The sequence below is a fragment of the Kineococcus sp. NPDC059986 genome (genome assembly GCF_040702905.1).
Lineage (GTDB): Bacteria > Actinomycetota > Actinomycetes > Actinomycetales > Kineococcaceae > Kineococcus.
The window spans coordinates 61,427-87,789 of record NZ_JBFBND010000022.1; the positions used below are offsets into that span (position 1 = coordinate 61,427).

The window sequence follows — 26,363 nt, forward strand, 5'->3', positions numbered from 1 at the left end:
GGGGCTCAGCTGGAGAGGGTTTCGCGTTCGCTGCTGCGGACGTGGTCGCGCATCGCGAACTCGGCGCCGTAGCCGTCCTTCTCCCGGATGTGCTGCAGGACCTTCTCGTGCTCCGACAGGGACGCGCCGAGCCGGCCGGGCCGGCCGAGCGAGCGGGCGACGAGCCGGTGGTAGGCGAGCTGGTTCATGAGGGTGCGGTAGTGGTTCTTGAGCTGCGTGTTGTCGGCGCCGTCGATGATCGTGGAGTGGAAGCCGTGCACGAGGTCGGCGTACCCCTCGTGGTCGTCGGCGGCGACGGCGAGCCGGGCGCGGTCCACGTTCTCCTCGAGCTCGTCCAGCGCGGGGACGCGTCCCCGCGCCGCCAGGAGGCGGGCACCCATGCCCTCGAGCACCTCCTTGAGCTCGAACAGCTCGATGATCTCCCGCCGGCTGGGGGCCCGGACGAACGTGCCGACGCGGGGCCGGACCTCGATGAGCCCCTCGATCTGGAGCTGCTTGAGCGCCTCCCGGACCGGCGTCCGGCTCACGCCGTGCTGTTCGGCCAGGGCGATCTCGGACAGGGGTGACCCCGGTTGGTGGTCGCCGCTGATGATCGCGGTCCGCAGGGATTCGAGCACCCGCGCCTGCGCTCCCGTGAGCGCCGCGGCCTCCATCGGCTGTGGCATGCAAGAACGGTAGGAGCGCAGACCTCGGACGTCAACCACTGCAGGCAGCCACTCTCCTCGTCCTGGCGGCGGAACACGCGGTAAGCCGGGCGGCGAGCCGGGGAGGGAATGTCACGGTGGGTCTTGACGCGCCGGGTGTTGCATGCCAGCGTCCCGTCTCACGGTGGACGTACGTCACGCCACCCTCTCGATCTCCGCACCGTCGCCCTCCCGTGAGTCCTCTCCGAGTCCCTCCAGAGCCTCCCTGAGCCGATGCGTGCCCCACCCCGTCGTCTCGCCCCGAGCAGGAGGGACACCCGCAGTGAACGACCAGTCCGCAGGAACCGCCCACCCCCAGGACCGGGGGTACCGCGACCGCGTCGCGGTCGTCGAGCCGTACGGCGTCGACCACATCCCGGACGCCGAACGGCACGGCAAGGCCTCGTCGCAGTTCTCCATCTGGTTCGCCGCCGGCATGAACTTCCCGATCATGGTGCTGGGGTTCTCGGCCGTGAGCTTCGGGCTGTCGCTGACCTCGTCGGTGACCGCGATCCTCGTCGGCTCGTTCCTCGGGTCCGTGGTCATGGGCGTCCTGGCGCGCATGGGCGCCAAGTTGGGCGTCCCGCAGCAGATCCAGGCCCGGGGACCGCTGGGCTTCTTCGGCAACTTCGTCCCGGTCGCCTACATCAACGTCTTCGCCGGCATCGGGTGGGCCGCGGTGACCGTCATCCTGGGCGGCCAGGCCCTGCACCACCTGGTGCCCTTCGTGCCGTACTGGCTGGCGGCCGGCGTCCTCGTCGCCCTTCAGCTGGTCGTCGCCGTCTACGGCTACAACATGATCCACTTCCTGCAGCGGATCCTCGCGGTGGTCCTGTTCTTCGGGTTCGCGATGATCACGGTCGTCTCCGTCGTCCGCGGTGTCCACGGCGGTTTCGGGCAGAACCCGCAGGCGCCCTACTGGTCGGGTCCGACCGGCGGGTGGATCACCTTCGCCGGGTACTTCCTCAGCTTCCTCATCGCGTGGTGGCCCTTCGCCTCGGACTACTCCCGGTACCTGCCGGACGACGAGAGGACCAGCCGGGCGACGGGCGGCTGGACGTGGGCCGGGAACTTCACCACCCTCAGCTGGCTCGGCATCGCCGGAGCGCTCCTGGGCAGTTCGGCAGTGTCGGGCGAGGACGCCATCAGCGCGCTCACCCGCATCACCGGTCCGTTCGCGACGCCGGCGCTGCTGGTGGTGCTGCTCTCCTCGTTCTCGCAGAACTTCCTCAACGTCTACGGCGGGGCCATCTCCATCCAGACGCTGCGCATCCCGGTGAGCCGCCGGACGGCGGTCGTCGCGATCTGCGTGCTGGCCTACGCCGTCAGCCTGTGGGCCGACGCCGGCTTCGAGGCGAAGTTCAAGAACTTCCTCTTCGTGGGCGCGTACCTCATCGCGCCCTTCGGGGCCATCCTGCTGCTGGACTACACCGTGGGCGGCCGGCGGGACCGCAGCCGCATCGGGGAGCTGTACGACGAGCGCCGGGTCCTGGAGTGGGGGTTCGTGGCCTGGGTCCTCGGTGCCGCCGTCTCGGTCCCCTTCTGGAACCTCTCCTTCTACGTCGGGCCCGTCGCGGCGGCGCACCCGGGGTGGGGTGACCTCTCCTACGTCGTCGGGTTCCTCGTCGGCGGGGCTGCCTGGCTGCTGCTGCACCGGCTCCCGCCGCTGTGGCACCGGCGCGGGCCCGCTCGCGGCGGATCCGAGCAGCAGGCCGTGGCGCCGGTCCCGTCGGCGACCGAGGCCTAGGTGCGCTGAGCACCGACGAGACCTCCGGGTGGGGTGCGGAACCTTTGGGCGCCGCACCCCACCCGGAGGTCTTCGTGCTCACGGGGCGCCCGTAGTTCGCCCCTGGAGGTCGCCACCAGGGTCCCTTCGACCTTGGCATGCAAGGGCGTCGAGGCGTGGGTCGACGACGTGGTCGTCGTGGTGAGTGCGATTCCTTGCTGTCGCCGGTGTTTCGGGGGTGTGAACCGGCGTGACGATGGCGTTTCCGATCGGCGTTGTCTGGGAGGAAGTGGTGGATCGGCCTTGACCTCCGCCGCTCTTGCATGCCAGCGTCGGTCTGCCACACGAGTCGTCCGCTCACCGCAGAGCCCGACGCGCGGTCGCAGCCGCGCGCGCCCTCCGCCGAGCGCCACCAGAGCCGATCCCCGCACGGTCCCACCTGACCCGTGAAAGGAGCTGCCCGTGTCCACCCCGACCAGCAGCCCGCCCTCGCCCCCCGACGACTTCCCCTCCGCGCAGGACGGGCACCCGGCGGGCGGTCCCGTGGTGGCCCGGTCCGCCGCGTCGAGCCGGTTCAGTCCCGTCCTCCTCGTCTCCGTCGCCCTCGCGGTCGTCGTGGTGGCCTGGGGCGCGGCGGCGGGCCAGTCCCTGGCCACCGCCGGTTCCGACGCCCTGAACTGGATCACGTCCAGCTTCGGGTGGCTGTACCTGCTGGGCTCCCTGGGGATCCTCGTGTTCCTCGTCGGTCTGGCCCTCAGCCCCTACGGCCGGCTGCGGCTCGGCCGGGACGAGGACCGTCCGCAGTTCAAGACCCGGTCCTGGATCGCGATGATCCTGTCGGCCGTCATGGGCATCGGCCTCATCTCCTGCGGTGTCGCCGAACCCGTCACGCACCTCGCCGCGCCGCCCCACGGCCTCGCCGAGCCGATGACGCGGGACGCCGCGGTCACGGCGATGCAGTTCTCCTTCTTCGACTGGGGTCTGCACGCCTGGGGCATCTTCGCCGTCATGGGGCTCGCCATGGCCTGGTCGACGTACCGCAAGGGGCGGCCCAGTCTCGTGTCCGCGCTCCTGCGGCCGATCCTCGGGAAGCGGGTCGACGGGTGGGTCGGCGGCGGCATCGACGTCTTCGCCGTCTTCGCCACCCTGTTCGGCACGACGACCTCCCTCGGGCTGGGTGCGCTGCAGATCAACGCGGGCCTCGGGTCGCTGTTCGGCGTGCCGGTCTCGACGTTCGTCCAGGTGGTCGTCATCGGCGTGGTCACGCTGCTGTTCACGGTGTCGGCCGTCAGTGGCGTGGCCAAGGGGATCCGCTACCTCAGCGAGACCGCGATGGGTCTGGCGGGCCTGCTGCTGGTGTTCACCGTCGTCGTCGGACCGTCGATCTACCTCGCCAACCTGCTCGTCCAGGCCCTCGGCCGCTACGCGACCGAGTTCTTCGCGATGAGCCTCACCACCCCCGCCGACGGCGACCTCGGCTTCATGCAGTGGTGGACGTACTTCATGCTGGCGTGGTGGCTGTCGTGGGCCGCGTTCGTCGGCGTGTTCCTGGCGCGCATCTCGCGCGGGCGGACCATCCGGGAGTTCGTGGTGGGTGTGCTCCTCGTCCCGAGCGTCGTGTTCTTCGTCTGGTTCACGGCCTTCGGCGGGACGGCGATGCACCTCGACCTCACGCAGGGCACCGGGATCGCGGCCGCCGCGGCGGAGGACCCGAACTCCTCCTTCTTCCTGACGCTCGACCAGTTCCCCCTCTCGACGGTCACCTCGGTCCTGGCGATCGTCCTGGTCGTCCTGTTCTTCGTCTCCGGCGCCGACGCGAACACGTTCGTCCTCGCGATGCTCACCACGCGGGGCAGCGAACGACCTCCGACCTGGTGCCTCGTCCTGTGGGGTGTCCTCACCGGGGCGGCCGCCGTGGCGCTGCTCGTGGCGGGCGGTCTGCAGGCGTTGCAGAACATGGCCATCGTCTCCTCGGCGCCGTTCCTGCTCATCGTCCTGGCTGTCACCGCGGCGTTCTGGAAGGACCTGCGCAGCGAACGACCGGTCCGGACGTGAGCGGGGCCGACCTCCCCGTCGTAGAACTGGGACCGCCCGTGTTCGAGGGGGGCGCCCGCTGGACCGACCTCGCCGCGCTGGTCCAGGACGGCGGGGGGCCGCGGACCGTCGTGCTGACGACGCTCGACGCGGGCGCTCGCACGGCCTGGCACCGGCACGCGCACGAGCAGGTCCTCGTCGTGACGGACGGCGCCGGGGAGCTCGAGCTCCGCGACGGGCGGCGCGTGCTGGGCCCGGGCGACGTGGTCGTCGTGCCGCCCGGCGTCGAGCACCGGCACGCGGCCGCCACGGGCCGGTCGGTGACCCACGTGTCCGTCACCGCCGTGGGAGACCTCGAGCTCCTCGCCTGAGGCGCCCCGCTGCCCCGCACCCTCGGACCGGGTGCGGGGTGGCGGTGCGTCCGGGCGGATGTCGTGCTCCCCGCCCTCATCGCCGCCCGGGGAGGGCGGAAAGAGTGTTTTCCGCGCAGGGGGGCGGGAGTGTTTTCCGCGAGGTGACGGGCGTGAAATACGGACGAAACACGAGGCGTGTCTACTGTCAGTAGATGTTGGACGCCACCGTGAGACGCCCTGGAGGCTCCCGTGACCGCCGCTCCCGCCCCCACCAGCACGGCCCCCGACGCCCCGGCTCCCGCGCCGCGCGCCTCCGCGGAGGTGTCGGTGGGGACCACCCAGTCCCTCGCGAGCATGGCCCGGGCCGACGGGGTCCGGTACCTGCTCGCCACCTTCACCACCCTCACCGGGAAACCCTGCTCCAAGCTCGTCCCCGTCGCCGCGGCCGACGAGCTGGAGGGTGAGGGGTGCGGGTTCGCCGGCTACGCCGCCGGGGGGATGGGGCAGGTCCCCGCCGACCCCGACGTCGTCGCGATCCCCGACCGGTCCTCGTACACCCCGTTGCCGTTCGTCCGGCCCGGGCTGGCGATGGTGCACTGCGACCCCCACGTCGAGGGGGTCCCGTACGCCTTCGCGCCCCGCGTCCTGCTGCGCCGGCAGGTCGCCGCGGCCGCCGACCTCGGCCTGAGCCTGTCGGTGGGCGCGGAGGTGGAGTACTTCCTCGTCAAGCGCGGCCTCGACGGCAAGCTGGTGACCGCGGACGCCGCGGACGACGCCGACCAGCCCTGCTACGACACCCGTGGTGTGACCCGCATGTACGACCACCTCGCCGCCGTCTCCGACGCCATGGAGTTCCTCGGCTGGGGCCCCTACGCCAGCGACCACGAGGACGGCAACGGGCAGTTCGAGCAGAACTTCCACTACGCCGACGCCCTCACGACGGCCGACCGCGTCACGACGCTGCGGTACGTCATCCAGATGCTCGCCGAGCAGCGCGGGATGATCGCGACCTACATGCCCAAACCCTTCAGCGACCGCACGGGCAGCGGGATGCACCTGCACCTGTCGCTGTGGGGGGAGGACGGCCCCCGGTTCCCGGCGGTCGAGGACCCCCGTGGGCTGGGGTTGTCGCGGACGGGGTACGGGTTCACCGCCGGTCTGCTCGCGCACGCCCCGGCGATGCAGGCCGTCATCGCCCCCACCGTGAACTCCTACAAGCGGACCGGGGCCACCTCGACGGCCTCGGGGGCGACGTGGGCGCCGCGGGCCGCGACGTACGGCGGGAACGACCGGACGCACCTCGTGCGCATCCCCGACCCGCACCGCGTGGAACTGCGCGCCGGGGACGGTGCGGCCAGTTCCCACCTCGCCGCGGCGGTCGCGCTGGGCGCCGGTCTGGACGGGGTGCGCCGGGACCTGGACCCGGGCGCGCCGGGGGAGTGCCCCGCGGACGCGCCGCTGCTGCCGCGCACGCTGCTCGACGCGGTGCACGCGTTCGAGTCCGACGACGTCGTCACCGGGGTGCTGGACGCGGTCGACCCCGGCGCCGGGGTGTCCCGGTACTACGCCGAGCTCAAGCGCGAGGAGTTCTACTCCTGGCACGCACGGGTCACCGACTGGGAGGTCGACCGCTACCTCACGGCGGTCTGACTGGACACCTGAGAGAAACGACGACTACTGTGAAGAAACACGCTGACGACGAAGGAGGACGCTGATGTGCGGGATCGCCGGACTGCACCTGCGGGACGCGGCGCTGCAGCCGCACCTCGGGGCCCTGCTGCAGACGATGCTCTGCCAGGCCGCGGAGCGCGGCACCGACGCCGCCGGGGTCGGCCTCTACGGTGACCCCGGTCTGAACCCCGCCGGCCAGGCCACGGTCTGCACGATCGAGTCGCCGCTCGTGGCGACCGAGGCGGCCGCCGCGGTGGAACGTGCTCTGGGACAGCCGGTCCGCAGCCGTGCGAGCGGGCAGACCACGGTGTTCACCGCGGCCGTCGCGGCCGACCTCCTCGAGGCCGCCGTCCGCGCGGCCCTGCCCGGCGCGGTCGTCACCAGCCGGGGGGCGAACCTGTCCGTCCTCAAGGGGACGGGACACCCCGACGAGCTGGCCACGACGTTCCGCCTCGCGGACGCCACCGGGTACCAAGGCGTGGCGCACACCCGGATGGCGACGGAGTCCGCCGTCACCTCGACCGGCAGCCACCCCTACTCCGTCGGACCGGACCAGTGCATGGTCCACAACGGGTCGTTCTCCAACCACGCCACGATCCGCCGCGAGCTCAAGGCCGAGGGGGTGGAGTTCGACTCCGAGAACGACACCGAGGTGGGGGCGCGGTTCGTCGCCCAGCAGTTGGCCGGGGGCGCGGACGTCGAGAAGGCGCTGCGCCTGCTGTGCGAGCGGTTCGACGGGTTCTACACGCTGCTCGTCGCCACCGAGAACTCCTTCGCCGTCGTCCGCGACGCCATCGCCTGCAAACCCGCCGTCGTCGCCGAGACCGACCAGTGGGTCGCCATGGCGAGCGAGTACCGCTACCTCACCGGCCTGCCCGGTGTCGAGAACGCCCGCATCTTCGAACCCGAGCCGGAGGTCGTGTACGCATGGGAACGCTGACCCAGGAGATCCCCGCCCCCACCGTCACCACTGACGTCGACCTGACCACGACGAGCGTGCGTGAGCTCAACGCCGCCCTGCACGCCGAACCCGAGGGGTCCACGGCCGCGTACCGCGTGGTCCACCCCGCGGGCCGGCACGCGGTCGCCGTCGGGCTGGACCGCCCCGTGACGGTCACCGTCGAGGGCCACGTCGGGTACTACGCCGCCGGCATGAACCAGCACGCCACGGTCGAGGTCCACGGCAACGCCGGGGTGGGTGTGGCCGAGAACATGATGTCCGGTCGCGTCCACGTGCACGGCGACGCGTCCCAGTCCGCGGGGGCGACCGCCCACGGGGGTCTGCTCGTCGTCGACGGCAACGCCGCGGCGCGGTGCGGGATCTCCATGAAGGGCGTCGACATCGTCGTCGGCGGGAACGTCGGCCACATGAGCGGTTTCATGGCCCAGGCGGGACGGATGGTCGTCTGCGGTGACGCCGGCGACGCGCTCGGCGACTCGATCTACGAGGCCCGCATCTACGTCCAGGGGACCGTCGCCTCCCTCGGCGCCGACTGCGTCGCCAAGGAGATGCGCCCCGAGCACCTGGCCGAAGTCACCGACCTGCTCGCCGCCGCCGGCCGCGACGACGACCCGGCCGCGTTCACCCGGTACGGGTCGGCCCGCACGCTCTACAACTTCCACGTCGACAACGCCTCGGCGTACTGAGAGGGGCCCGGAGATGACCGACGCCACCCCGGCCGACTTCGCCGCGCAGGGCCTGCGCGAGTCCGCGACGTTCGACCGCACCACCATCGCGGCCATCCAGCACGCGGCCCGCACCGGGATCTACGACATCCGCGGGGGAGGGGCCAAACGCAAGCTGCCGCACTTCGACGACCTGCTGTTCCTCGGGGCGAGCATGTCGCGGTACCCGCTGGAGGGGTACCGCGAACGCTGCGACACCGACGTCGTCCTCGGCGCGCGGAACGCGAAGTTCCCGCTGCACCTGTCCACGCCCGTCACCATCGCCGGGATGAGCTTCGGTGCGCTGTCCGGTCGGGCCAAGGAGGCCCTCGGCCGCGGGGCCAGCGAGGTCGGGACGTCGACCACGACGGGCGACGGCGGCATGACCGACGAGGAGCGCGGCCACTCCAAGCACCTCGTCTACCAGTACCTGCCCTCGCGCTACGGCATGAACCCCGACCACCTGCGCGCCGCCGACGCGATCGAGGTCGTGCTCGGCCAGGGCGCGAAACCCGGCGGCGGCGGGATGCTGCTCGGTCAGAAGATCACCGAGCGCGTCGCGGGGATGCGCACGCTGCCCGTCGGCGTCGACCAGCGCTCGGCCTGCCGGCACCCGGACTGGACCGGTCCCGACGACCTGGCCATCAAGATCGGTGAACTGCGCGAGATCACCGACTGGGAGAAGCCGGTCTACGTCAAGGTCGGGGCCTCGCGCCCGTACTACGACGTCAAGCTCGCCGTGAAGGCCGGCGCGGACGTCGTCGTCGTCGACGGCATGCAGGGCGGGACCGCCGCCACCCAGGACGTCTTCATCGAGCACGTGGGCATCCCGACCCTGGCCGCGATCCCCGAGGCCGTCCGCGCGCTGCAGGAGATGGGGGTCCACCGCGAGGTGCAGCTCATCGTCTCCGGGGGTGTGCGCAACGGCGCCGACCTCGCCAAGTGCATGGCGCTGGGGGCCGACGCCGTGGCCATCGGCACCGCCGCCCTCATCGCCCTCGGCGACAACGACCCCGCCCTCGACGCCGAGTACCGCAAGATCGGTTCGGCCGCGGGCTACTACGACGACTGGCAGGCGGGGCAGGACCCGGCCGGCATCACGACGCAGGACCCCGAGCTCCAGCAGCGCTTCGACCCCGAGGTCGGCGGCCGGCGGCTCGCGAACTACCTGCGCGTCATGACGATGGAGGCGCAGATCATCGCCCGCGCCTGCGGCAAGGCCCACCTCCAGCACCTCGAGCCCGAGGACCTCGTGGCGCTGACCATCGAGGCCGCGGCGATGACCCGGCTGCCGCTGGCCGGCACGAGCTGGATCCCCGGGCAGGGCTCCTGAGGCGCCGGGGCATCCTGGTCCCGTGCGGACCGTGGCCTACGAGGACCTCCCCGACGTGCCGTGGCGCAACGGCGGCGGCACGACGCGGGAGGTGCACCGCGACGGGGAGTGGCGGCTGAGCATCGCCACCATCACCGGGGCGGGGTCGTTCTCGACCTTCCCGGGGGTGGACCGGACCTTCGTCGTCGCCCGCGGAGAGCTGGTGCTGACCGTCGCCGGGACGGCGCACCCGCTCGGCCCCGGCGACGTGCTCCGCTTCGCGGGGGAGGACGTGGTGCTCGCCGCCCCCCACGGCGGCGGAACGGTCCCGGTGACCGCCGTCAACGTCATGACGACCCGCCCGCACACCGCACGGGTGCGGGTGGGTGTTCCGGCGCAGGCCGTGGCCGCGGTCGACCTGGACACCCTGCAGTCGCACTTCTCCGTCGTCCCCGGCGACCTCGTGGGGCGAGCCGTCGTGGTGGAAGGGATCTCATGAGTTCGCAGTTCCTCGTCGTCGGGGCCGGCCTGGCGGGAGCGTCCACCGCCTGGCGCCTGGCCGAACGGGGGTTCTCCGTCACGCTCGTGGAACGGGACGTGCCGGCTTCGGAGCACGGCAGTTCCCACGGGTCGGCCCGGATCTTCCGGTACGCCTACCCCGAGCGCGTGTACGTCGACCTCGTGACCGCCACCGAACCGGGGTGGGCGGAACTGTCCGCCCTCCACGGGTCCGACCTCGTCCGGCGCTGCGGTGCCCTGGACTTCGGGTCGCAGCGCGACCCGCACGGACTCGCGGCGGTCCTGGCCGACGCCGGGGTGGAGCACGAGCTCCTGGCCCGCGACGTGGCGCGCGAGCGCTGGCCGGACATCGCGTTCGACACCGACGTCCTGCTGCACCGGGCGGGCGGTGTCCTCGACGCGGAGTCGACCGTGACGACCATGGTGGCGGCGGCGGAGGCCCGCGGGGCGGAGGTCCTCACGGGCTGGCCGTTGCAGCGGCTGGAGCGGTCGAGGTCCGGTTTCACCGCCCACGCCGCGGACGGGCGGACGGTCTCCGCGGAACGCGTCGTGGTCGCCGCCGGGGGTTTCCTGCCCGACCTGCTGGCCGACCTGTCGCTGCCGGCGGGGTTCTTCGACGCGTTCCCGCCGCTGCAGGTGAAGGAGGAGAACGCCTTCCACTTCCCGTACCGGGACGCCGCGGCCGCCGACGCGTGGCCGACGCTCATCCACAAGCGCGAGGACATCTGCGTCTACGCGCTGCCCGGGGGACGCGACGCGCAGTTCCGGGGGCAGAAGGTGGCCGAGTACGACGCCGGCCGGGTCATCGGTTCCGCCGCCGAGCGGACGGGCCGCGTCGACCCCGCCAACCGCGAACGCGTCGTGGAGTACGTGCGCCGGTTCCTGCCCGGGCTCGTGCCCGAGCCGTACGCCGAGACGACGTGCCTGTTCACCAACACCCCCAGCGAGGACTTCGTCGTCGACGAGGCCGACGGGGTGACCGTCGTGTCCCCGTGCTCGGGACACGGCGCCAAGTTCGCGCCCGTCCTCGGCGAGGTCGCGGCCGACGTCGCGCTCGGGACGGGGTCGGTGCCGGACCGGTTCCGGGTGGCCCGGGTAGGTTCGACCCGTGCCTGAGACCGCCGACCTCCTCGCCGCCCTCGCCGACACCGGGCGGGACCCGGTGCGCGGCGGGTACTCCCGTCCCGTCTTCGCGACCGCCGAGCGGGAACTGCTCGACTGGTACCTCGCCGAGCTGGGCCGCCGCGGGCTCGAGGGCGAGACCGACCGCAACGGCATCGTGTGGGCCTGGTGGAACCCCGCCGGAGCCCCCCTGGCGGACGCCGTGGTGACGGGCAGCCACCTGGACTCCGTCCCCGGTGGTGGCGCCTTCGACGGTCCGTTGGGTGTCGCGTCCGCCCTGCGCGCCCTCGACCTGTTGCGCGAGCGCGGCGTGGCACCCACCCGACCGCTCGGCCTCGCGGTGTTCCCCGAGGAGGAGGGGTCCCGGTTCGGTGTCGCCTGCCTGGGGTCGCGGTTGCTGACGGGGGCGATCTCCCCCGAGCGGGCGCTGGCCCTCACCGACCCCGACGGGAACACCTTCGCCGACGTCGCCCGCGGCGCCGGGCTGGACCCGGCGGGTTTCGGCCGCGACGACGAGGCGCTGGCCCGCGTCGGCTGCTTCGTGGAACTGCACGTCGAACAGGGCCGCGGCCTCGTGGACCTCGACGCGCCCGTGGCCGTGGCGTCCTCCGTCATCGGGCACGGTCGCTGGCGGTTCTCCGTGCACGGGCAGGGGAACCACGCCGGCACGACGCTCCTCGCCGACCGGCACGACCCGCTCCTCGTCGCGGCCCTCGTCGTCGCGGCGGCCCGGGAGGTCGCCGCGGCGAACCCCGGCACCCGGGCCACGGTCGGACGGCTGAACCCCGTGCCGGGCGGGACGAACGTCATCGCCTCGCGCGTGGACCTGTGGCTCGACGTGCGGCACCCGGAGGACGCCGTCACCGCGGCCGTCGTCGCGGAGGTCTCGCGGCGCGCGGTCGGGCTCGCCGCGGCGGAGGGGTGCACCGTGGACGTCCGCGAGGAGTCCCTGAGTCCGACGGTCGACTTCGACGTCCCGTTGTCCCGCAGGCTGTCCGGTGTCCTCCCGAGTGCGCCGCTGCTGGCCACCGGGGCCGGTCACGACGCGGGTGTCCTCGCCGAGCGGGTTCCCACGGCCATGCTCTTCACGCGCAACCCCACCGGGGTCTCGCACTCGCCCGAGGAGTTCTGCACCGACGACGACGCCGAACGCGGTTCCGTCGCCCTCGCCGACGTGCTGGCCGACCTGCTGGTCTGAGGCCCCGGCCGGCGGGTGCCTCAGCCGTGCCCGCCGGTCCCGTCGTAGGCGGTGACCGCGAGGAACTTCGCGGGCAGTTCGAGGAGTTCCTCCGGCCCGTGCGGACCCTCGCCGTCGAACTGCAGCGCGTCACCGGGGCGCATCGTGTAGCGGGCCTCGCCGTGCCCGTAGACCATCTCGCCCTCGAGCATGTAGAGGATCTCGGTGCCGGGGTGCTGGAACAGCGGGAACACCTCGGAGGCCTCGGTGAGGGTCACGAGGACGGCCTCCATGCGTTTGTGCGGTCCGCGCAGGCCGCCCAGGAGTTCGTACAGGTGCCCCTGCTTCGACCCGCGCCGGACGATGCGGGCCCCGTGACCCGCCGGGACGAACACGGCCTCGCGTTCGGCGTCGACCCCGCGGAACAGGGCGGTCACCGGGACCTCGAGGCCCGCGGCGAGCCGGGCGAGGGTCGTGAGGCTGCAGGACGTCTGCGCGTTCTCGATCTTCGACAGCATCGCCTTGGAGATGCCGACCCGGTCGGCCATGTCGGCGACCGACAACCCCGCGGCCTGCCGGTAGGCGCGCACCTGCGCCGCGATGCTGCGCTCGAGGTCGCCCTCGGCCGGACCGGCCGCCTCGCGCGCGACCTCGCGGGCCGCCGAGCCGGAGGCGATGGGGTCCTCGGCGCTCGTCATGCGCCCCATCCTGCCCCACTGCGGTGCGGCGACGTCCACCCCTGGGAGACCTCAGCGCATCGTGTCGAGGATGGCGGTGAGGTCCTCGATCGTCGTGCGCGGGTTGACGATCGCGAAGCGCGCGTTGGGTCGTCCCCGGTGGCTGCTCGGCGTGACGAACGCGAGCTGGTCGTCGAGCAGGCGCGCGGACCACGCGTCGTAGTCGGCCTTGGACCACCCCACGCGCTCGAACACGACGACGGACAACTGCGGGTCCCGCACGAGGGCCAGTTCGGGGCGGGCGGTGATGACGCGGCCCACCTCCTCGGCCAGGTCGATCGCGGCGTCGATCGCGGCGCGGTAGGCCCGCACGCCGTAGGTCGCGAGGGAGAACCACGTCGGCAGTCCGCGCGGCCGCCGCGTGAGGTGGGCGGCGAAGTCCGACGGGCTCCAGTCCTTCGTCTCGGTCAGGGTGTCGAGGTACTCGGCGTGCTGGGTGTGGGCCCGTCGTCCCCGTTCGGGGTCGCGGTAGATCAACGCGCACGCGTCGAACGGGGCGAACAACCACTTGTGCGGGTCGACGATGACGGAGTCGGCGTGCTCCAGGCCCGCGAACACGTCCCGGCGCCGCGTGGACAACCGGCCGGCGAGACCGTAGGCCCCGTCCACGTGCAGCCACGTGCCGCGTCCGGTGGTCACCTCGGCGATCCCCGCGATGTCGTCGACGATGCCGAAGTTCGTCGAACCCGCCGTCGCCACGACCGCGAACACCCTGTCCCCGTGCTCGTCCAGGGCGGCACGCACGGCCTCCCCGCGCAGCACCCCGTCCTCGCCGGGCGCGACGGCGACCACGTCGACGTCCATGACGCGGGCCGCGGAGGCGATCGAGGAGTGCGCCTCGGCGCTGCAGACCACGGCCCAGCGGCCGGAGGCCGTGCCCCGGCTGCGGGCGTCCTCTCGGGCGGCGACGAGGGCGGACAGGTTCCCGAGCGTCCCGCCCTGGACGAACACCCCACCGGAACCCGCGGGCAGCCCGAACTCGTCGGCCAGCCAGCGCAGCACCTCGTTCTCGGCGTGCACCGCGCCCGCACCTTCGAGCCAGGAACCCCCGTAGAGGGCGCTGGCGGACACCACGATGTCGAACGCGGCCGCCGCCTTGGACGGGGCCGAGGGGATGAACGAGAGGTACCGCGGGTGGTCGGTGGTGATGCACGCCGGGGCGAGCACGTGCTCGAACACGGCCATGGCGCGGGCGGCACCGATGCCGTCCTCGGTGACCGCCGGCGGGGCCAGTCGCCGAAGGTCGGCGCTGCTCACCGACTTGTCCAGCGGCAGGTCGCGCGCCGTGAGGCGGTTGCGGGAGTACTCCAGGACGAGGTTCAGGACGGCTTCGTTCTCGCGGCTGGTCTCGTGCATCCGCGCGGTGTGGTCGTCGTGCATGTCCGTCCCTGGGTCGACGTCCGTCCGGGCGTGCCGCACGGGACGTGCGGGCCGGTCCTCCCCACGACGGTAGGGCCGGCGCCACCCGGACTCAAGACGCCTGCGCTGCGCAACCACGCAACGGACCGGTGGTCCCGTCCTGGGGAACCACCGGTCCGTTGCGTGCGGTGCTGTGCAGTCCTGGGCTGGGCCGGTCAGCTGGGGGAGGGGTCCGTCCCCTGGGCGGCCTCGCGCAGGGCCGGGATGATGTCGGAGGCCGCCGCCGCGAGGAACTCCTCCTGGTGCTCCCCGCCGATCTGGACGAGCGCGAGGTCGGTGAACCCGGCCTCGAAGTAGGCCTGGGCCGCCTCCACGACCGCGTCGACGTCGTTCCCGCACGGGATCTGCGCGGCCACGTCCTCCGGGCGGACGAACTGGGTGGCACCCGCGAAACCCGCGGTCGTCGGCAGGTCGGCGTTCACCTTCCAGCCGCCGGCGAACCAGCGGAACTGCTCGTGCGCCCGGGCGATCGCCGCGTCCTTGTCCGCACCCCAGGAGACGGGCATCTGCCCGATCTTCCGGCTGGGCTGCTGGCCCGTCTCCCGCGCTGCGTCCCAGGCCTTCAGGGCCGCGTCGGGTTCGACGGCGATGGCGTGGTCGGCCAGCGGGGAGAACCGGGTCGCGGACTTCTCCCCGCTGATCGCCACGGCGATCGGGACCCGGTGCTCGGGGACGTCCCACAGGCGGTGGGAGTCGACCCGGAAGTAGTCGCCCGCGTAGGTCAGCAGGTCGCCGTCGAACAGGTTGGAGATGATCTCGCAGGCCTCCACGAGCATGTCCTGGCGTTCCTCGACGGCGGGCCAGCCCTGACCGACGACGTGCTCGTTGAGGTTCTCCCCCGAGCCCAGCCCCAGGACGAAACGTCCCTCGGACAGGATCTGCACCGTCGCCGCCTTCTGCGCGACGACGGCCGGGTGGTAGCGGATCGTCGGGCACGTCACGTACGTCATGAGTTCCACGCGCGACGTCGTGGCGGCGACGGCGCCGAGCACCGACCAGACGTAGGGCGCGTGGCCCTGCGACGTCAGCCACGGCGAGGCGTGGTCGGAGAAGACGATCGAGTCGAAACCCGCCTCCTCGGCCGCCCGCGCGTCCCGCACGAGCCAGCGCGGGTCGGACTGCTCGCTCATGCAGGTGTAGCCGATCCCGGGAGCGCTCACGACAACGCCTCCAGCAGCGCGCGGTTGAACGCGGGCAGGTCGTCGGGGTTGCGGCTCGTCACGAGCGGCCCGGGACCGTTGCGGTCCACGACGACCTCCTCGTCGACCCACTCCGCGCCCGCGTTGCGCAGGTCCGTCTGCAGCGAGGGCCAGGACGTCATGCGACGACCCTTCAGCACGTCCGCCTCGACGAGGGTCCACGGCGCGTGGCAGATCGCCGCGATGGGGCGGGTGGAGGCCGCGAACTGCTGCACGAACGTCACGGCGGAGCGGGAGGTCCGCAGGGCGTCGGGGTTGGCGACCCCGCCCGGCAGGACGAGCGCCGCGTACTCCGACGGGCTCGCGTCGTCGACGACGACGTCCACGTCGAAGGTGTCGGCCTTGTCCAGGTGGTCGAACGCCTGGACCGTGCCGGGCTTCGTCGACAGCAGCACCGGCTCACCGCCGGCCTCCTGCACCGCCTTCCACGGTTCCGTCAGCTCGACCTGCTCGATGCCCTCGCCCGCGACGAGGAACGCGATCTTCTTGCCCGTGAGTGCTGCGTCCGTCATGCCGCCACGCTCGCACCGCCCCGGGGGGTCGGCATCCGGGAACGGGTACCGACGGTGCGGGGGGTGGGAGCGGGGGCGGGGCCACTGCTCACGGCGCCGGGGGCGTGGAAGGATCACCCCTGCCAGAGCCGCCGCACGGAGGAGTGCCCCCATGCCCATCGCCACGCCGGACGTCTACGCCGAGATGCTGGACCGCGCGAAGGCCGGTTCCTTCGCGTACCCGGCCATCAACATCTCCTCCTCGATCACGCTGAACGCGGCGATCCGGGGCTTCGCCGAGGCCGAGAGCGACGGCATCGTGCAGGTCTCGACGGGTGGGGCCGAGTTCCTCTCCGGCACCTCCGTCAAGGACATGGTCCTGGGCTCGCAGGCCCTCGCGGAGTACGCGCACCACGTCGCCAAGGCGTACGACGTCAACATCGCCCTGCACACCGACCACTGCCCCAAGGACAAGCTCGACGGCTTCGTCCGCCCGCTGCTCGCCATCTCCGCCGAGCGCGTCAAGAGCGGTCGCGACCCGCTGTTCCAGTCGCACATGTGGGACGGCTCGGCCGTGCCGCTGGACGAGAACCTGCAGATCGCCCAGGAGCTGCTGGCCCAGGCCGCGGCCGCCAAGATCGTCCTCGAGGTCGAGATCGGCGTCGTCGGCGGCGAGGAGGACGGCGTCGCCCACGAGATCAACGACAAGCTCTACACGACCGTCGAGGACGCCCTCGCGACGGTCGACGCGCTCGGCACCGGCGAGAAGGGCCGGTACATGGCCGCCCTGACCTTCGGCAACGTGCACGGCGTCTACAAGCCCGGCGGCGTGAAGCTGCGTCCGGAGATCCTGAAGCAGATCCAGGACGAGGTCGGCTCGCGCGTCGGCAAGGACAAGCCCTTCGACCTCGTCTTCCACGGCGGGTCCGGCTCGTCGGCGCAGGAGATCAGCGACGCCGTCGACTTCGGCGTCATCAAGATGAACATCGACACCGACACCCAGTACGCCTTCACGCGCCCGGTCGTCGACCACATGTTCAAGAACTACGACGGCGTCCTCAAGGTCGACGACGAGGTCGGCAACAAGAAGGCCTACGACCCCCGCGTCTGGGGCAAGGCCGCCGAGACGGGCATGGCGGCGCGCGTCGTCGAGGCCGCACAGAACCTGCGCAGCGCGGGCAAGTCGGTCAAGTGACCCGCTGACCGCACACGACGAGGCCCCGTCCACCAGCTGGTGGGCGGGGCCTCGTCGTGTCCGGTGGGGCGCAGGGAGTGTCCTCCGCGCGCGCCGATGGTCAGGCGGGCTGGGGCCCGTCCTCGTCACCGTCGCCGGTGCTGCTCAGGCCCGGTTCCTCGTCGACGACGTCGAGGAGCTGGACGATGTTCGTCGTCTCGATGAGGAACTTCACGACCGCGGGCGGCCGGATGAGGGTCACCCGGTGCGCCTTGGACCGGGACGCGAGCCGGGCCAGGAAGGCCAGCCCCGTCGAGTCCATGAACGTCACGTGGTGGGCGTCGACCTGCAGCGGGCGGCCGGAGCTCAGGGCGTCCTCGGCCGCCTCGAGCAGGTCCGGCCCGAGTTCGGCGTCGATCTCGCCGGTGAGCACCACGCGCGTGGCCCGCGGTTCGTAGAGGACGTGCACCGAGCCCGGGTCCACCGAGCGCACCTGAGGCACCCGCGGCGCCTGTCCTGGCGGTGTCGCGTCGTTCGTCATGGGTCCTCCGAAAGGTCCGCACCCTGTGCCGCTGAGCCCGGCTCTCTACAGGCAGCGGACGACCGTCCCGCACGGCCTTCCACCACGCGGGTGGGTCGACCGCCCCGGCGCCTCCTCGGCGCGCGGTCCGTCCGACCCCCCTGCATGCTATCGACGCCGGATCGGCGTTGGTGCCGTGCACCGCGGTCCCGTCGTCCGGACGGGGAACTGGTCAACCGACCGGTACGTCCGACAGCACGTCGGGCACACTCCAGCAGTCCCCGTACGCGTCCGTCCCACCCGTCCGACCGCGCCACCGCGCGAGCCCGAGGAGCCCCGTCCCATGTCGGCCAGCAGTCTTCAGGCGCTCGCCCTGGGCGATCCCGCCGCCGTGCTGCTGGTGAGCCGCGGGGCCGGTGCCCGCGCCGCCGTGGTCCTGGCCGCCGACGCCGCCGCACGGGACCGGCTCGGGGCCGCCGACGGTCCGGGAGACCTCCCGCGGACCCTGGAGGACTTCCGGCGCCGCGCGCAGCTGCCCCCGGGGTCCGTCTGGGACCGGGCCGGCGCGGGCGACCTCGTCACGGGGGAGCTCCTGCCCGGGGACCTGTGGTGCAGCGCCGGGCCCCTCCCCGGCGGCGGCGACGTCCTGGTCGTCCTGCTGCCCGTCGAGCGGGGCCACACCCCGCGGGCGGCCACCTCCGTCGTGGCCGCCGCCCCCGGAGCCGCGCTGGCGCAGGTGCGTGACGGCCGGCTCGTCGTGCGGGGCGTCGACAGCGCCTGGACGCGCACCACCGGTGTCCAGGCCGTCGACGTCGTCGGCCGGCCCGCCCGGGAGCTCCTGCGCACGCGCGACGACCGGGCCGCCGCCGAGCTGGCGCAGGCGCTGGCGGCTCCCCACCCGGTCGCGGTCACGCTGCTGGACCAGCGCGCCGACGGCAGCGACTTCCTCCACCACGTCCGCACCGTGCCGCTCAGGGACCGCACCGGCCGGCTCTGCCACGTCCTGAGCTGGCACAGCGACGTCACGCGCCGCACGGCCGTGGACCGGACCGCCGGGGCCCGGTTGGACGTCCTCACCCGGCTCGACGCGGTCGTCGGGTCCGCGCTCGACGGTCCCCGCGACGGCGTCAGCCCGCCCACGGCCGACCGGCCGCCGCCGGACGTCGACCACGTCCTGCAGGACGTCGCGCGGGTCCTCGGCGACCAGCTCGTCGCCGGGGCGCTGTTCGTCCGCGTCCTCGAGCGCTCCGGGGGCAGCGACCTCGTCGTCGCCGCCGCCCACGGGCGGCGCCTGCACGCCCTCGTGGGAGCTCACCTCCCCCGGGACAGGGCGGCCGGTCCCGACGCCCTGCTCGACGCCTGCACCCGCGCGCTGACCGACCTCGCCGACGTGCCCGCGGGGCCGGGGACGGTCGCCGCCTGGTTGCGGGCGACGTGCACGGACGCCGGCGCCGACCCCGCGCCGGCGCTCGCCGTCCCGTTGCGGGGTCAGCAGGACGTCCTGGGCCTGCTGCTCGTGTGCCCGCACCCCAGTGGGCTGGGTCCGGAGGACCGCGCCGTCGTCGTCGGTGCGGCGGCGCGGGCGGCCCTGCTGTTGGAGAACTCCCGGTTGCACGCCCGGGAGCACCACCTGGCCGAGACGTTGCAGCGCAGCCTCATGCCCGACACCGACGGGGTCGCCGGCATCGACGGCCTGGACGTCTGGACCTACCACGGCCCCCACGCCGACCACACCCGGCTGGGCGGTGACTGGTACGACGTCCTGCCCCCAGCCGCCGACGGCAGCGGCGGCGCGGTGGCCGGCATCGTCGTCGGCGACGTCGTCGGGCACGACGTCGAGGCGGCTGCGGCGATGGGGCGGATCCGCACCGTCGTCCGGTCCGCCGCCCACGACGTCGACGACCCGGCCAGCGTCCTCATGCGCGTCGACCAGCTCGCCGGGGGGCTCGGCATCGCCCGGATGGCCTCGCTCGTCTACGCGACCCTGCAGCGCCTCGACGACGGCGGCTGGGAGATGGCCTGGTCCAGCGCCGGTCACCTGCCGCCGCTCCTGCGCCGCGGGAGGGGGCCGGACCAGCGCGTGGAGGTCCTCAGCGAGGCCACGGGCACGCTCGTCGGTCTGGGGGACCGTCCCCGGCCCACGCGCGAGCGGGCGCTCGCGGCGGGCGACGTCCTCGTCCTCTACACCGACGGCCTCATCGAGAGGCGGTCGCGACCGGTGCGCGACGGCCTCGAGGTGCTGGTGGAGGTGCTGGCCCGCTCCAGCGCCCACGACGCCGCCGGCATCGGCGAGGAGCTGCTGGCGGGGCTGGGGGAGACCCCCGAGGACGGCACGGCCGTCGTCGTCGTCCGGGTGCCGGAGGAGTCCGAGGTCGGCGGTGAGCCGCTGCCCACGGCCGACACCCCGCGCCGCCGCCGCTGGCAGCTGCCGTCGGAACCGTCCTCCATCGGCAAGGCCCGGCACGCGACCCTGCGCGCCTGCGCCGTGTGGGGCCTGGAGTGCGGCCCCCGCGCCGAGATCGTCGTCTCCGAACTGGTCGCCAACGCCGTCCTGCACGGCTGGGGCACGATCGGGCTGCGCCTGTTCGACCTCGAGGGCGAGCTGCGCATCGAGGTGGAGGACGACAGCCCCGAACTCCCCGAGGTCGTCGAGGCCCGTCCGGACGGCGGGGGCGGCCACGGGATGCGCCTCGTCGCGTCACTGGGACGGTGGGGGAGCACACCCACCCGGCGGGGCAAGATCGTCTGGGTCGAGATCAGCCACCAGAGAGGATCGTCGTGAGCACCGGCACCAACCTGCTGGGCGGACCGCCGCCCACCCACCTGCCCGCGGTCGTCGAGGTCGACGACGCGCTGTCGGCCGGCACGGACCCGGCCGCCGTCGCGGCAGCGCACCCGGCGGCCTCGCTGCCGTGGGCCCTGCTCGCCGAGCGGGCCCTCGTGGCGGGGGACTCGGTGACCGCGTACGCCTTCGCCCGCACCGGTTACCACCGCGGTCTCGACGCCCTGCGCCGCGCGGGCTGGCGCGGTCACGGACCGGTGCCGTGGGCGCACGAGCCCAACCGCGGTTTCCTCCGGGCGCTGGCCGCCCTGCAGCGGTCCGCGCAGTCCATCGGCGAGACCGAGGAAGCGGTGCGCTGCACCACGTTCCTCAACGACTGCGACCCCGCCGCAGCCCGCGAACTGCTGCCCTCGTGAGCTCCGGGACCACCACCGTCGACCCCGCCCGTCCGATCCTCGTCGTCGGTGCGGGGATCTCAGGCCTCGCCTGCGCCCGCGCGCTGAGCGACGCCGGGGTGCCCGTCCGCGTCGTCGACCGGGGTCGGCGCAGCGGTGGGCGCATGGGCGGCCGCCGCGTCGAGAGCACCGGCGGCGTCCGCTTCGTCGACCTCGGGGCCTCCTACTTCACGGTCTCGGGGGACGGGGACTTCGCCCGCCTCGTCCGCGGCTGGGAGGACCGCGGCCTCGCCCGGCCGTGGACGGACACGTTCGCCGTGCTCGACGGGTCCGGCGGTGAGCCGAGGTCCTCCTCCGGCCCCGTCCGCTGGGCGTCCCCGACGGGGCTGCGCAGCCTCGTCGAGGACCTCGTCGCGCCGCCGGGGCAGGACCCGCTCGACGTCGTGCAGGGCATCGACGTCGAGGGCGTCTCCAGCGGTGACGACGGCCCGGGCGTCGACGGCCGCGCGGCCCCCGCCGTCGTGCTCGCCATGCCCGACCCGCAGGCCGCGGACCTGCTGCCGCGCATGGCGGCCACCCGCCTCGACGTGTCGGCGCGGTGGAACTGGCGTCCCTGCATCGCGGTCTACGCGGGCTGGGAGCAGCGCTGGTGGCCCGACTTCCACGGGGCCTTCGTCAACGACTCCGACCTGCTCGTCTTCCTGGCCGACGACGGGTCGCGCCGCGGCGACGGGGCCCCCGTCCTCGTCGCGCACACCGCGCCGGACATCTCCAGCGAGCACCTCGACGCCCCCGCGAGCATCGTCGCGCCCGTGCTCGCCGGCCTCGGGTCGCTGCTCGGGGTCGCGGACGCGCCGGCGCCCACCTGGGCCCGTGCGCACCGCTGGTCGCTGGCGAGCCCGTTGCGCCAGCACGACGACGCCCTCTTCGGCTTCGACGAGGAGAGCGGGATCGGGGTCTGCGGGGACGCCTGGGGCGAGCGGTCGAAGGTGCAGACGGCCTGGGAGTCGGGGCGGGCGCTGGGGCTCCACCTCGCCGGTCGGTTCACCGGCTGAGGACGAGGAGGTCGCCGCAGGTCCACCACCCGGTAAGCTCGTCGTGGTCTGCGGTGACCACCCCCGTCCCGGGCCGGTGGTCCGTGGGGCCGTGCAGCACCCGGACAGTCGTCACCAGGAAGCAGGGGATCTCAATGCCCGCGATCGTGCTCGTCGGCGCCCAGTGGGGGGACGAGGGCAAGGGCAAGGCCACCGACGCCCTCGGCGCACGCGTGGACTACGTGGTGAAGTTCAACGGCGGCAACAACGCCGGTCACACCGTCGTCGTGGGTGACGAGAAGTACGCGCTGCACCTGCTCCCCAGCGGCATCCTCACCCCCGGCGTCACGCCCGTCATCGGCAACGGCGTCGTCGTCGACCTGTCGGTCCTCTTCGAGGAGATCGACGCGATGACGGCCCGCGGGGTCGACTGCTCCAAACTCCTCGTCTCCGCCTCGGCGCACGTCATCGCGCCGTACCACCGCGTGCTCGACCAGGTGACCGAACGCTTCCTCGGCAAGCGCAAGATCGGCACCACCGGTCGCGGGGTCGGACCGTCCTACGCCGACAAGATCAACCGCGTCGGGATCCGCATCCAGGACCTCTTCGACGAGTCGATCCTGCGGCAGAAGGTCGAGGGTGCCCTCGACCAGAAGAACCACCTGCTCGTCAAGCACTACAACCGCCGCGCGGTGTCCGTCGACGAGACCGTGGCGACGCTGCTGTCGTACGCCGAGCGGCTGCGGCCCATGGTGACCGACGTGTCCCTGGAACTGTCCCGGGCGCTCGACCGCGACGAGATCGTCCTGTTCGAGGGCGGCCAGGCGACGATGCTCGACATCGACCACGGCACCTACCCGTTCGTCACGTCGTCGTCGGCCACCGCGGCCGGCGCGTGCACGGGGGCGGGCATCCCGCCGAACCGCGTCGACCGGATCGTCGCCGTCGTGAAGGCGTACACGACCCGCGTCGGTGAGGGCCCGTTCCCGACGGAACTCCTCGACGCCGACGGCGAGAAGCTGCGGCAGGACGGTGGGGAGTTCGGCACCACCACCGGCCGCCCGCGCCGCACCGGCTGGTACGACGCCGTCATCTCCCGGTACGCCGCGCGCATCAACGGCGTCACCGACTTCGTGCTCACCAAGCTCGACACCCTCACCGGCTGGGAACGCATCCCCGTGTGCGTGGCCTACGACGTCGACGGTGTCCGGCACGACGAGATCCCCATGTCGCAGACGGACTTCCACCACGCGACCCCGGTCTACGAGTTCTTCGACGGCTGGACCGAGGACATCTCCTCGGCCCGCTCGATGTCCGACCTGCCGAAGAACGCGCAGGCGTACGTCGAGGCGCTCGAGCAGATCTCCGGGGCCCGGATCAGCGCCGTCGGCGTCGGTCCGGACCGTGAGCAGACCGTCGTCCGGCACGACCTCCTCGGATGACGAGTTCGCCCCTGGTGCGGGAGGCGGCGCTCGCCGACCTCCCGCCCGCGGTGCTCTACGGGCTGCTGCGGTTGCGCGTCGACGTGTTCGTCGTCGAGCAGGAGTGCGCCTACCCCGAACTCGACGGCCGCGACCTGGAACCCACGTGCGTCCACGTGTGGGCCGAGGTCGACGGTGCGCCCGTCGCCACGCTGCGCGTCCTGCGCGACGCCGACGGCCGAGGTCGCATCGGCCGCGTCGCGACGGCGCGGGAGTTCCGCGGTGCCGGGGTCGCGGCGCGGTTGATGGAGCGCGCGCTGGAACTCCTCGAGGGGTCCAACGTCGTCCTCGACGCCCAGGCGCACCTGCAGGACTGGTACGCCCGGTTCGGTTTCGTGCCGCAGGGGGACGTGTTCTCCGAGGACGGGATCCCGCACGTCACGATGGTGCGGACGGCCTGACCCGGCGCGGTCGAACCCTCAGAAGACGTGGTGCGACCAGGGCACCTGCTCGGTCCGGAACAGGGTCTGCGCCATCGCCACCGCCTCCTCGTCGCGGGCCCGGACGCGACCGGCCCGGACGAGGTCACGAGGGGGGACGCCTCCGAGGGAGAGGGACCCCAGGTCGCTGACGTCGAGGACGAGGTCAGGTTCCCGCGTGGTCGTCGTGCACCGCGCCGCACCGCCGGTCACGGCGAGTTCGTGCCGCGAGCTCTCCCCGAGGAACGGGTCGTCGACCTGCAGGACCAGGGTTCCGCTCCCGGTCCACGTGCGGGCTTCCAGCACCCGCGGGACGTTGAGGACGCGGACCCACAGCCAGGCCTCGTCGCCGCCGGAGGAGACGGCGTCGCAGTCGAGGAGCTGCCACCGCAGGGGATGGTCGGTCGGGGCCTCGTGGAACACCACCTCCCGCACCAGGTCGTGCGCCAGGACGAAGCGGTCGAGTTCCTCGCGCACCGCGTCGTCGGTGGTGATGGTCTCGTCGACGTGCAGGACCCCGTCGTCGAGGCGGTAGCTCACGTACCCGTCGGCTCGGCCGTCGGTGCTGCGGTGCAGGCCGATCCACCGGGGTTCCCGGGACACGGGCGGGTGCCCGGCACCGCGCGCCCACCACCGGTGGGGCCGGTCCAACGCCCCGACCCGGTGCAGGCGGTGCCGCTCGTACACCTCCTCCAGCACCGGGACGCAGTCCTCGCGGCGGACGACCACCACGGTGCCGCGCCCCACCCGGGCCAGCCGGTCGTCGTCGAACGCGGCCCGCGCCCGGACCACGGACGCCCTGCGGCTGAAGGTCGCCGGGCCGTAGCCGAACCGCCGGTAGATGGTCGGTTCCATCGCGAGCAGGACGGCGACCGGTTCTCCGCGCTCGCGCAGGTCCGCGAGCTGGCGCCGCACGAGCGCCGTCGCGACGCCTCGTCGCCGGTGCGAGGGCACGACGCCGACGTTCGTCACCCCCGTGGTCGGGACGCGGGCGCCGCCCGGCAGGGTCAGCTCGAAGGAGTACCCCGCCGCGGTCCCCACGGGGCGGCCGTCGTCGAGCGCGAGCAGGTTGCGGTCCATCTCCAGGACCGACCAGAACACCCCCGACCCGTCCTCCTCGGGACGTTCCGGGAACCGCCCGAAGGCGGCGTGCAGGGTCGTGACGAAGACGTCGAGATCCGCTGCGGTGGTGGCGCGGACGGTGAGGGGCACCGTCGCACCGTAGGGAACGGTCGTCCCGGCGTCACGCGGGTTTCGCGGCGCGCACCCTCCGCGCCGCCAGCAGGCGCACGCCCACCGTTCCGGCGCCGATGCCCACCGCGACCACCGCGGCGGTTCCGACACCCACCTGGTGGTCGCCGACCGCCAGGGCCAGCGTCACCGCGGCTGCTGCGAGCATCGGGACGGTGCGCGTCCACCACGCCGAGGGGGGTTCCGGCGTCGGACGGTCGGTGGAGGGCAACCAGGCCGCGAGGACGGCGGTCCCGACGACGAACCACGCGCCGAACGCCCACGAACCCGCGCGACCCGTCGCCTCCACGGTGGCGAGGGTGATCAGCACGGCGGCCATGGCGCTCCAGAACACGAGGTCGGCGGCGACCGGTACCGGGCCGGCGTCGCGCAGCGGCACGTACCACCAGGCGCGACTGCGCAGCTTCCTCGCGAGCAGCTGCAGGCCGATGACGAGGAAGACCGCCCCTCCCTGGACCGGGTCGGGCGTGCGCAGCAGACCCGTCGTGACCAGCCCGAGCAGCAGCAGGGCGGTGAGGTCGGTCGCCATCGCCGCGGCGTAGAGCGCTCGTCCCGGTCCGCGCGTCCGCAGCGGGTGGGTCCCGGTGGTCGGGATGAGTTCCTGGGTCATCGGGATCCCCTCACAGTCCGCGGTTCTTCAACGTCTTGTGCAGCGCCTGCCGGGTGACCCCGAGCAGGTCGGCGAGGTCCACGAGGCTGTGGTCCTGCACGAGGTCGGCGAGCAGACCGGCGCGCGCGGTCGCGACGTGCGAGCGCAACGCGGACGCGGCCGCGTCCACCTCGGCGAGCACGAGGACGGCGCCCAGCCGGCCGCCGCAGTCGGTCACCCAGTCGCGGTCGACGGCCAGGCCGGCGAGCTGGCGCAGCAGCCCGTCGCCGTGGTCGGCGAGGGCCGCGGCGACGACGGCGGGGGAGGTGCAGCGCCCGAGGCGGGCGGCGACGGCGGTCAGGGCCGGGTCGAACGGCGGGCGGTGCGCCAGTACGGCGTCCCACCCGTCCTCGGCCTGCAGCACGTCGCCCACGACACCAGTGAACCCAGGGTTGACGACAGTGTCAACCCTGGGTTCACAGGGCGGAAAACACTCTTTCCGCCCCCGAGAACAGGGCGGATTCAAGCGGTCCCTGCAACACCGTCGTGGTCGTAGGGCCTGGACAGTAGCTCGTTCAAAGCCTCAGCCGGTGTCTTCCAGTCCAGGGTC

General features: G+C 73.2%; 25 protein-coding genes. 16 read left to right on the forward strand and 9 right to left on the reverse strand.

The features are described from left to right. Positions 1-5: 5 nt before the first annotated feature. On the reverse strand, positions 6-665 hold the full coding sequence (locus AB0637_RS16530; protein ID WP_366173575.1) for a GntR family transcriptional regulator: 660 nt from the start codon (positions 663-665) through the stop codon (positions 6-8). A 301-nt stretch (positions 666-966) separates the two neighbouring features. On the opposite strand from AB0637_RS16530, the gene AB0637_RS16535 reads away from it, so the two are divergent. The 10 genes from AB0637_RS16535 (at position 967) to AB0637_RS16580 (ending at position 12,283) form a co-directional block, all read left to right on the forward strand. Then, entirely contained in the window at positions 967-2,430 is a 1,464-nt protein-coding gene (locus AB0637_RS16535; RefSeq protein WP_366173576.1) for a cytosine permease, read from the forward strand. A 441-nt stretch (positions 2,431-2,871) separates the two neighbouring features. Further along, the gene (locus AB0637_RS16540) at positions 2,872-4,464 is read left to right on the forward strand and encodes a BCCT family transporter (RefSeq protein WP_366173578.1); all 1,593 of its coding nucleotides are present in this window, start codon (positions 2,872-2,874) and stop codon (positions 4,462-4,464) included. Positions 4,465-4,502: 38 nt separating this feature from the next. Next, entirely contained in the window at positions 4,503-4,814 is a 312-nt protein-coding gene (locus AB0637_RS16545) for a cupin domain-containing protein (RefSeq protein WP_366173579.1), read from the forward strand. A 336-nt stretch (positions 4,815-5,150) separates the two neighbouring features. Continuing rightward, positions 5,151-6,446, forward strand: a complete 1,296-nt coding sequence (gene glnT, locus AB0637_RS16550; protein ID WP_366173607.1) for a type III glutamate--ammonia ligase — start codon at positions 5,151-5,153, stop codon at positions 6,444-6,446. 64 nt (positions 6,447-6,510) lie between these two features. Then, entirely contained in the window at positions 6,511-7,407 is an 897-nt protein-coding gene (locus AB0637_RS16555) for a glutamine amidotransferase (protein WP_366173580.1), read from the forward strand. After that, positions 7,395-8,114: a protein glxC gene (locus AB0637_RS16560; RefSeq protein WP_366173581.1), complete on the forward strand. Its 720-nt coding sequence runs from the start codon at positions 7,395-7,397 to the stop codon at positions 8,112-8,114. The genes AB0637_RS16555 and AB0637_RS16560 overlap by 13 nt, the downstream gene beginning before the upstream one ends. 13 nt (positions 8,115-8,127) lie before the next feature. Then, positions 8,128-9,465 (forward strand): FMN-binding glutamate synthase family protein, encoded by a 1,338-nt coding sequence (locus AB0637_RS16565; protein ID WP_366173582.1) that lies wholly within the window; start codon positions 8,128-8,130, stop codon positions 9,463-9,465. A gap of 22 nt (positions 9,466-9,487) precedes the next feature. Then, entirely contained in the window at positions 9,488-9,943 is a 456-nt protein-coding gene (locus tag AB0637_RS16570) for a HutD family protein (RefSeq protein WP_366173583.1), read from the forward strand. After that, entirely contained in the window at positions 9,940-11,079 is a 1,140-nt protein-coding gene (locus AB0637_RS16575; RefSeq protein ID WP_366173584.1) for an FAD-dependent oxidoreductase, read from the forward strand. Before AB0637_RS16570 ends, AB0637_RS16575 begins: the two co-directional genes overlap by 4 nt. After that, on the forward strand, positions 11,072-12,283 hold the full coding sequence (locus AB0637_RS16580) for an allantoate amidohydrolase (protein WP_366173586.1): 1,212 nt from the start codon (positions 11,072-11,074) through the stop codon (positions 12,281-12,283). Before AB0637_RS16575 ends, AB0637_RS16580 begins: the two co-directional genes overlap by 8 nt. Positions 12,284-12,303: 20 nt before the next feature. Here the strand turns inward: AB0637_RS16580 and AB0637_RS16585 are convergent, their stop codons facing one another. From AB0637_RS16585 to AB0637_RS16600, 4 genes are all read right to left on the reverse strand, one after another. Then, positions 12,304-12,960: an XRE family transcriptional regulator gene (locus AB0637_RS16585; RefSeq protein ID WP_366173587.1), complete on the reverse strand. Its 657-nt coding sequence runs from the start codon at positions 12,958-12,960 to the stop codon at positions 12,304-12,306. A gap of 51 nt (positions 12,961-13,011) precedes the next feature. Continuing rightward, a complete protein-coding gene (locus AB0637_RS16590; protein ID WP_366173588.1) occupies positions 13,012-14,379 on the reverse strand; it encodes an aminotransferase class V-fold PLP-dependent enzyme in 1,368 nt (455 codons plus the stop codon). Between the two features lie 194 nt (positions 14,380-14,573). Continuing rightward, positions 14,574-15,578 (reverse strand): TIGR03557 family F420-dependent LLM class oxidoreductase, encoded by a 1,005-nt coding sequence (locus tag AB0637_RS16595; protein WP_366173589.1) that lies wholly within the window; start codon positions 15,576-15,578, stop codon positions 14,574-14,576. Next, entirely contained in the window at positions 15,575-16,129 is a 555-nt protein-coding gene (locus tag AB0637_RS16600) for a type 1 glutamine amidotransferase domain-containing protein (RefSeq protein WP_366173590.1), read from the reverse strand. Before AB0637_RS16600 ends, AB0637_RS16595 begins: the two co-directional genes overlap by 4 nt. 151 nt (positions 16,130-16,280) lie before the next feature. Here AB0637_RS16600 and fbaA point away from each other — a divergent pair, with 151 nt between their 5' ends. Next, entirely contained in the window at positions 16,281-17,303 is a 1,023-nt protein-coding gene (fbaA, locus tag AB0637_RS16605; protein ID WP_366173591.1) for a class II fructose-bisphosphate aldolase, read from the forward strand. A gap of 100 nt (positions 17,304-17,403) precedes the next feature. On the opposite strand, the gene AB0637_RS16610 is transcribed toward fbaA, so the two are convergent. Beyond that, a complete protein-coding gene (locus AB0637_RS16610) occupies positions 17,404-17,766 on the reverse strand; it encodes an STAS domain-containing protein (protein WP_366173592.1) in 363 nt (120 codons plus the stop codon). A gap of 379 nt (positions 17,767-18,145) precedes the next feature. On the opposite strand from AB0637_RS16610, the gene AB0637_RS16615 reads away from it, so the two are divergent. From AB0637_RS16615 to AB0637_RS16635, 5 genes are all read left to right on the forward strand, one after another. Then, positions 18,146-20,584 (forward strand): SpoIIE family protein phosphatase, encoded by a 2,439-nt coding sequence (locus AB0637_RS16615; RefSeq protein ID WP_366173593.1) that lies wholly within the window; start codon positions 18,146-18,148, stop codon positions 20,582-20,584. After that, the gene (locus AB0637_RS16620) at positions 20,581-21,000 is read left to right on the forward strand and encodes a DUF3151 domain-containing protein (protein WP_366173594.1); all 420 of its coding nucleotides are present in this window, start codon (positions 20,581-20,583) and stop codon (positions 20,998-21,000) included. The genes AB0637_RS16615 and AB0637_RS16620 overlap by 4 nt, the downstream gene beginning before the upstream one ends. Beyond that, the gene (locus AB0637_RS16625; protein WP_366173596.1) at positions 20,997-22,034 is read left to right on the forward strand and encodes an FAD-dependent oxidoreductase; all 1,038 of its coding nucleotides are present in this window, start codon (positions 20,997-20,999) and stop codon (positions 22,032-22,034) included. Before AB0637_RS16620 ends, AB0637_RS16625 begins: the two co-directional genes overlap by 4 nt. Positions 22,035-22,168: 134 nt before the next feature. Beyond that, positions 22,169-23,455: an adenylosuccinate synthase gene (locus AB0637_RS16630; RefSeq protein WP_366173597.1), complete on the forward strand. Its 1,287-nt coding sequence runs from the start codon at positions 22,169-22,171 to the stop codon at positions 23,453-23,455. Continuing rightward, on the forward strand, positions 23,452-23,895 hold the full coding sequence (locus AB0637_RS16635) for a GNAT family N-acetyltransferase (protein ID WP_366173598.1): 444 nt from the start codon (positions 23,452-23,454) through the stop codon (positions 23,893-23,895). The genes AB0637_RS16630 and AB0637_RS16635 overlap by 4 nt, the downstream gene beginning before the upstream one ends. Before the next feature lie 18 nt (positions 23,896-23,913). Here AB0637_RS16635 and AB0637_RS16640 read toward each other — a convergent pair whose 3' ends face one another. Genes AB0637_RS16640 through AB0637_RS16650 form a run of 3 tightly spaced genes read right to left on the reverse strand, consistent with a single transcriptional unit; the run spans position 23,914 to position 26,186 of the window. Beyond that, positions 23,914-25,125: a GNAT family N-acetyltransferase gene (locus AB0637_RS16640; protein ID WP_366173599.1), complete on the reverse strand. Its 1,212-nt coding sequence runs from the start codon at positions 25,123-25,125 to the stop codon at positions 23,914-23,916. Positions 25,126-25,156: 31 nt separating this feature from the next. Continuing rightward, positions 25,157-25,774, reverse strand: a complete 618-nt coding sequence (locus AB0637_RS16645; protein ID WP_366173600.1) for a hypothetical protein — start codon at positions 25,772-25,774, stop codon at positions 25,157-25,159. Between the two features lie 10 nt (positions 25,775-25,784). After that, positions 25,785-26,186 carry a hypothetical protein gene (locus tag AB0637_RS16650; RefSeq protein ID WP_366173601.1) on the reverse strand — a complete coding sequence of 134 codons (402 nt, stop codon included), beginning with the start codon at positions 26,184-26,186 and terminating at the stop codon, positions 25,785-25,787. Positions 26,187-26,363: the final 177 nt, after the last annotated feature.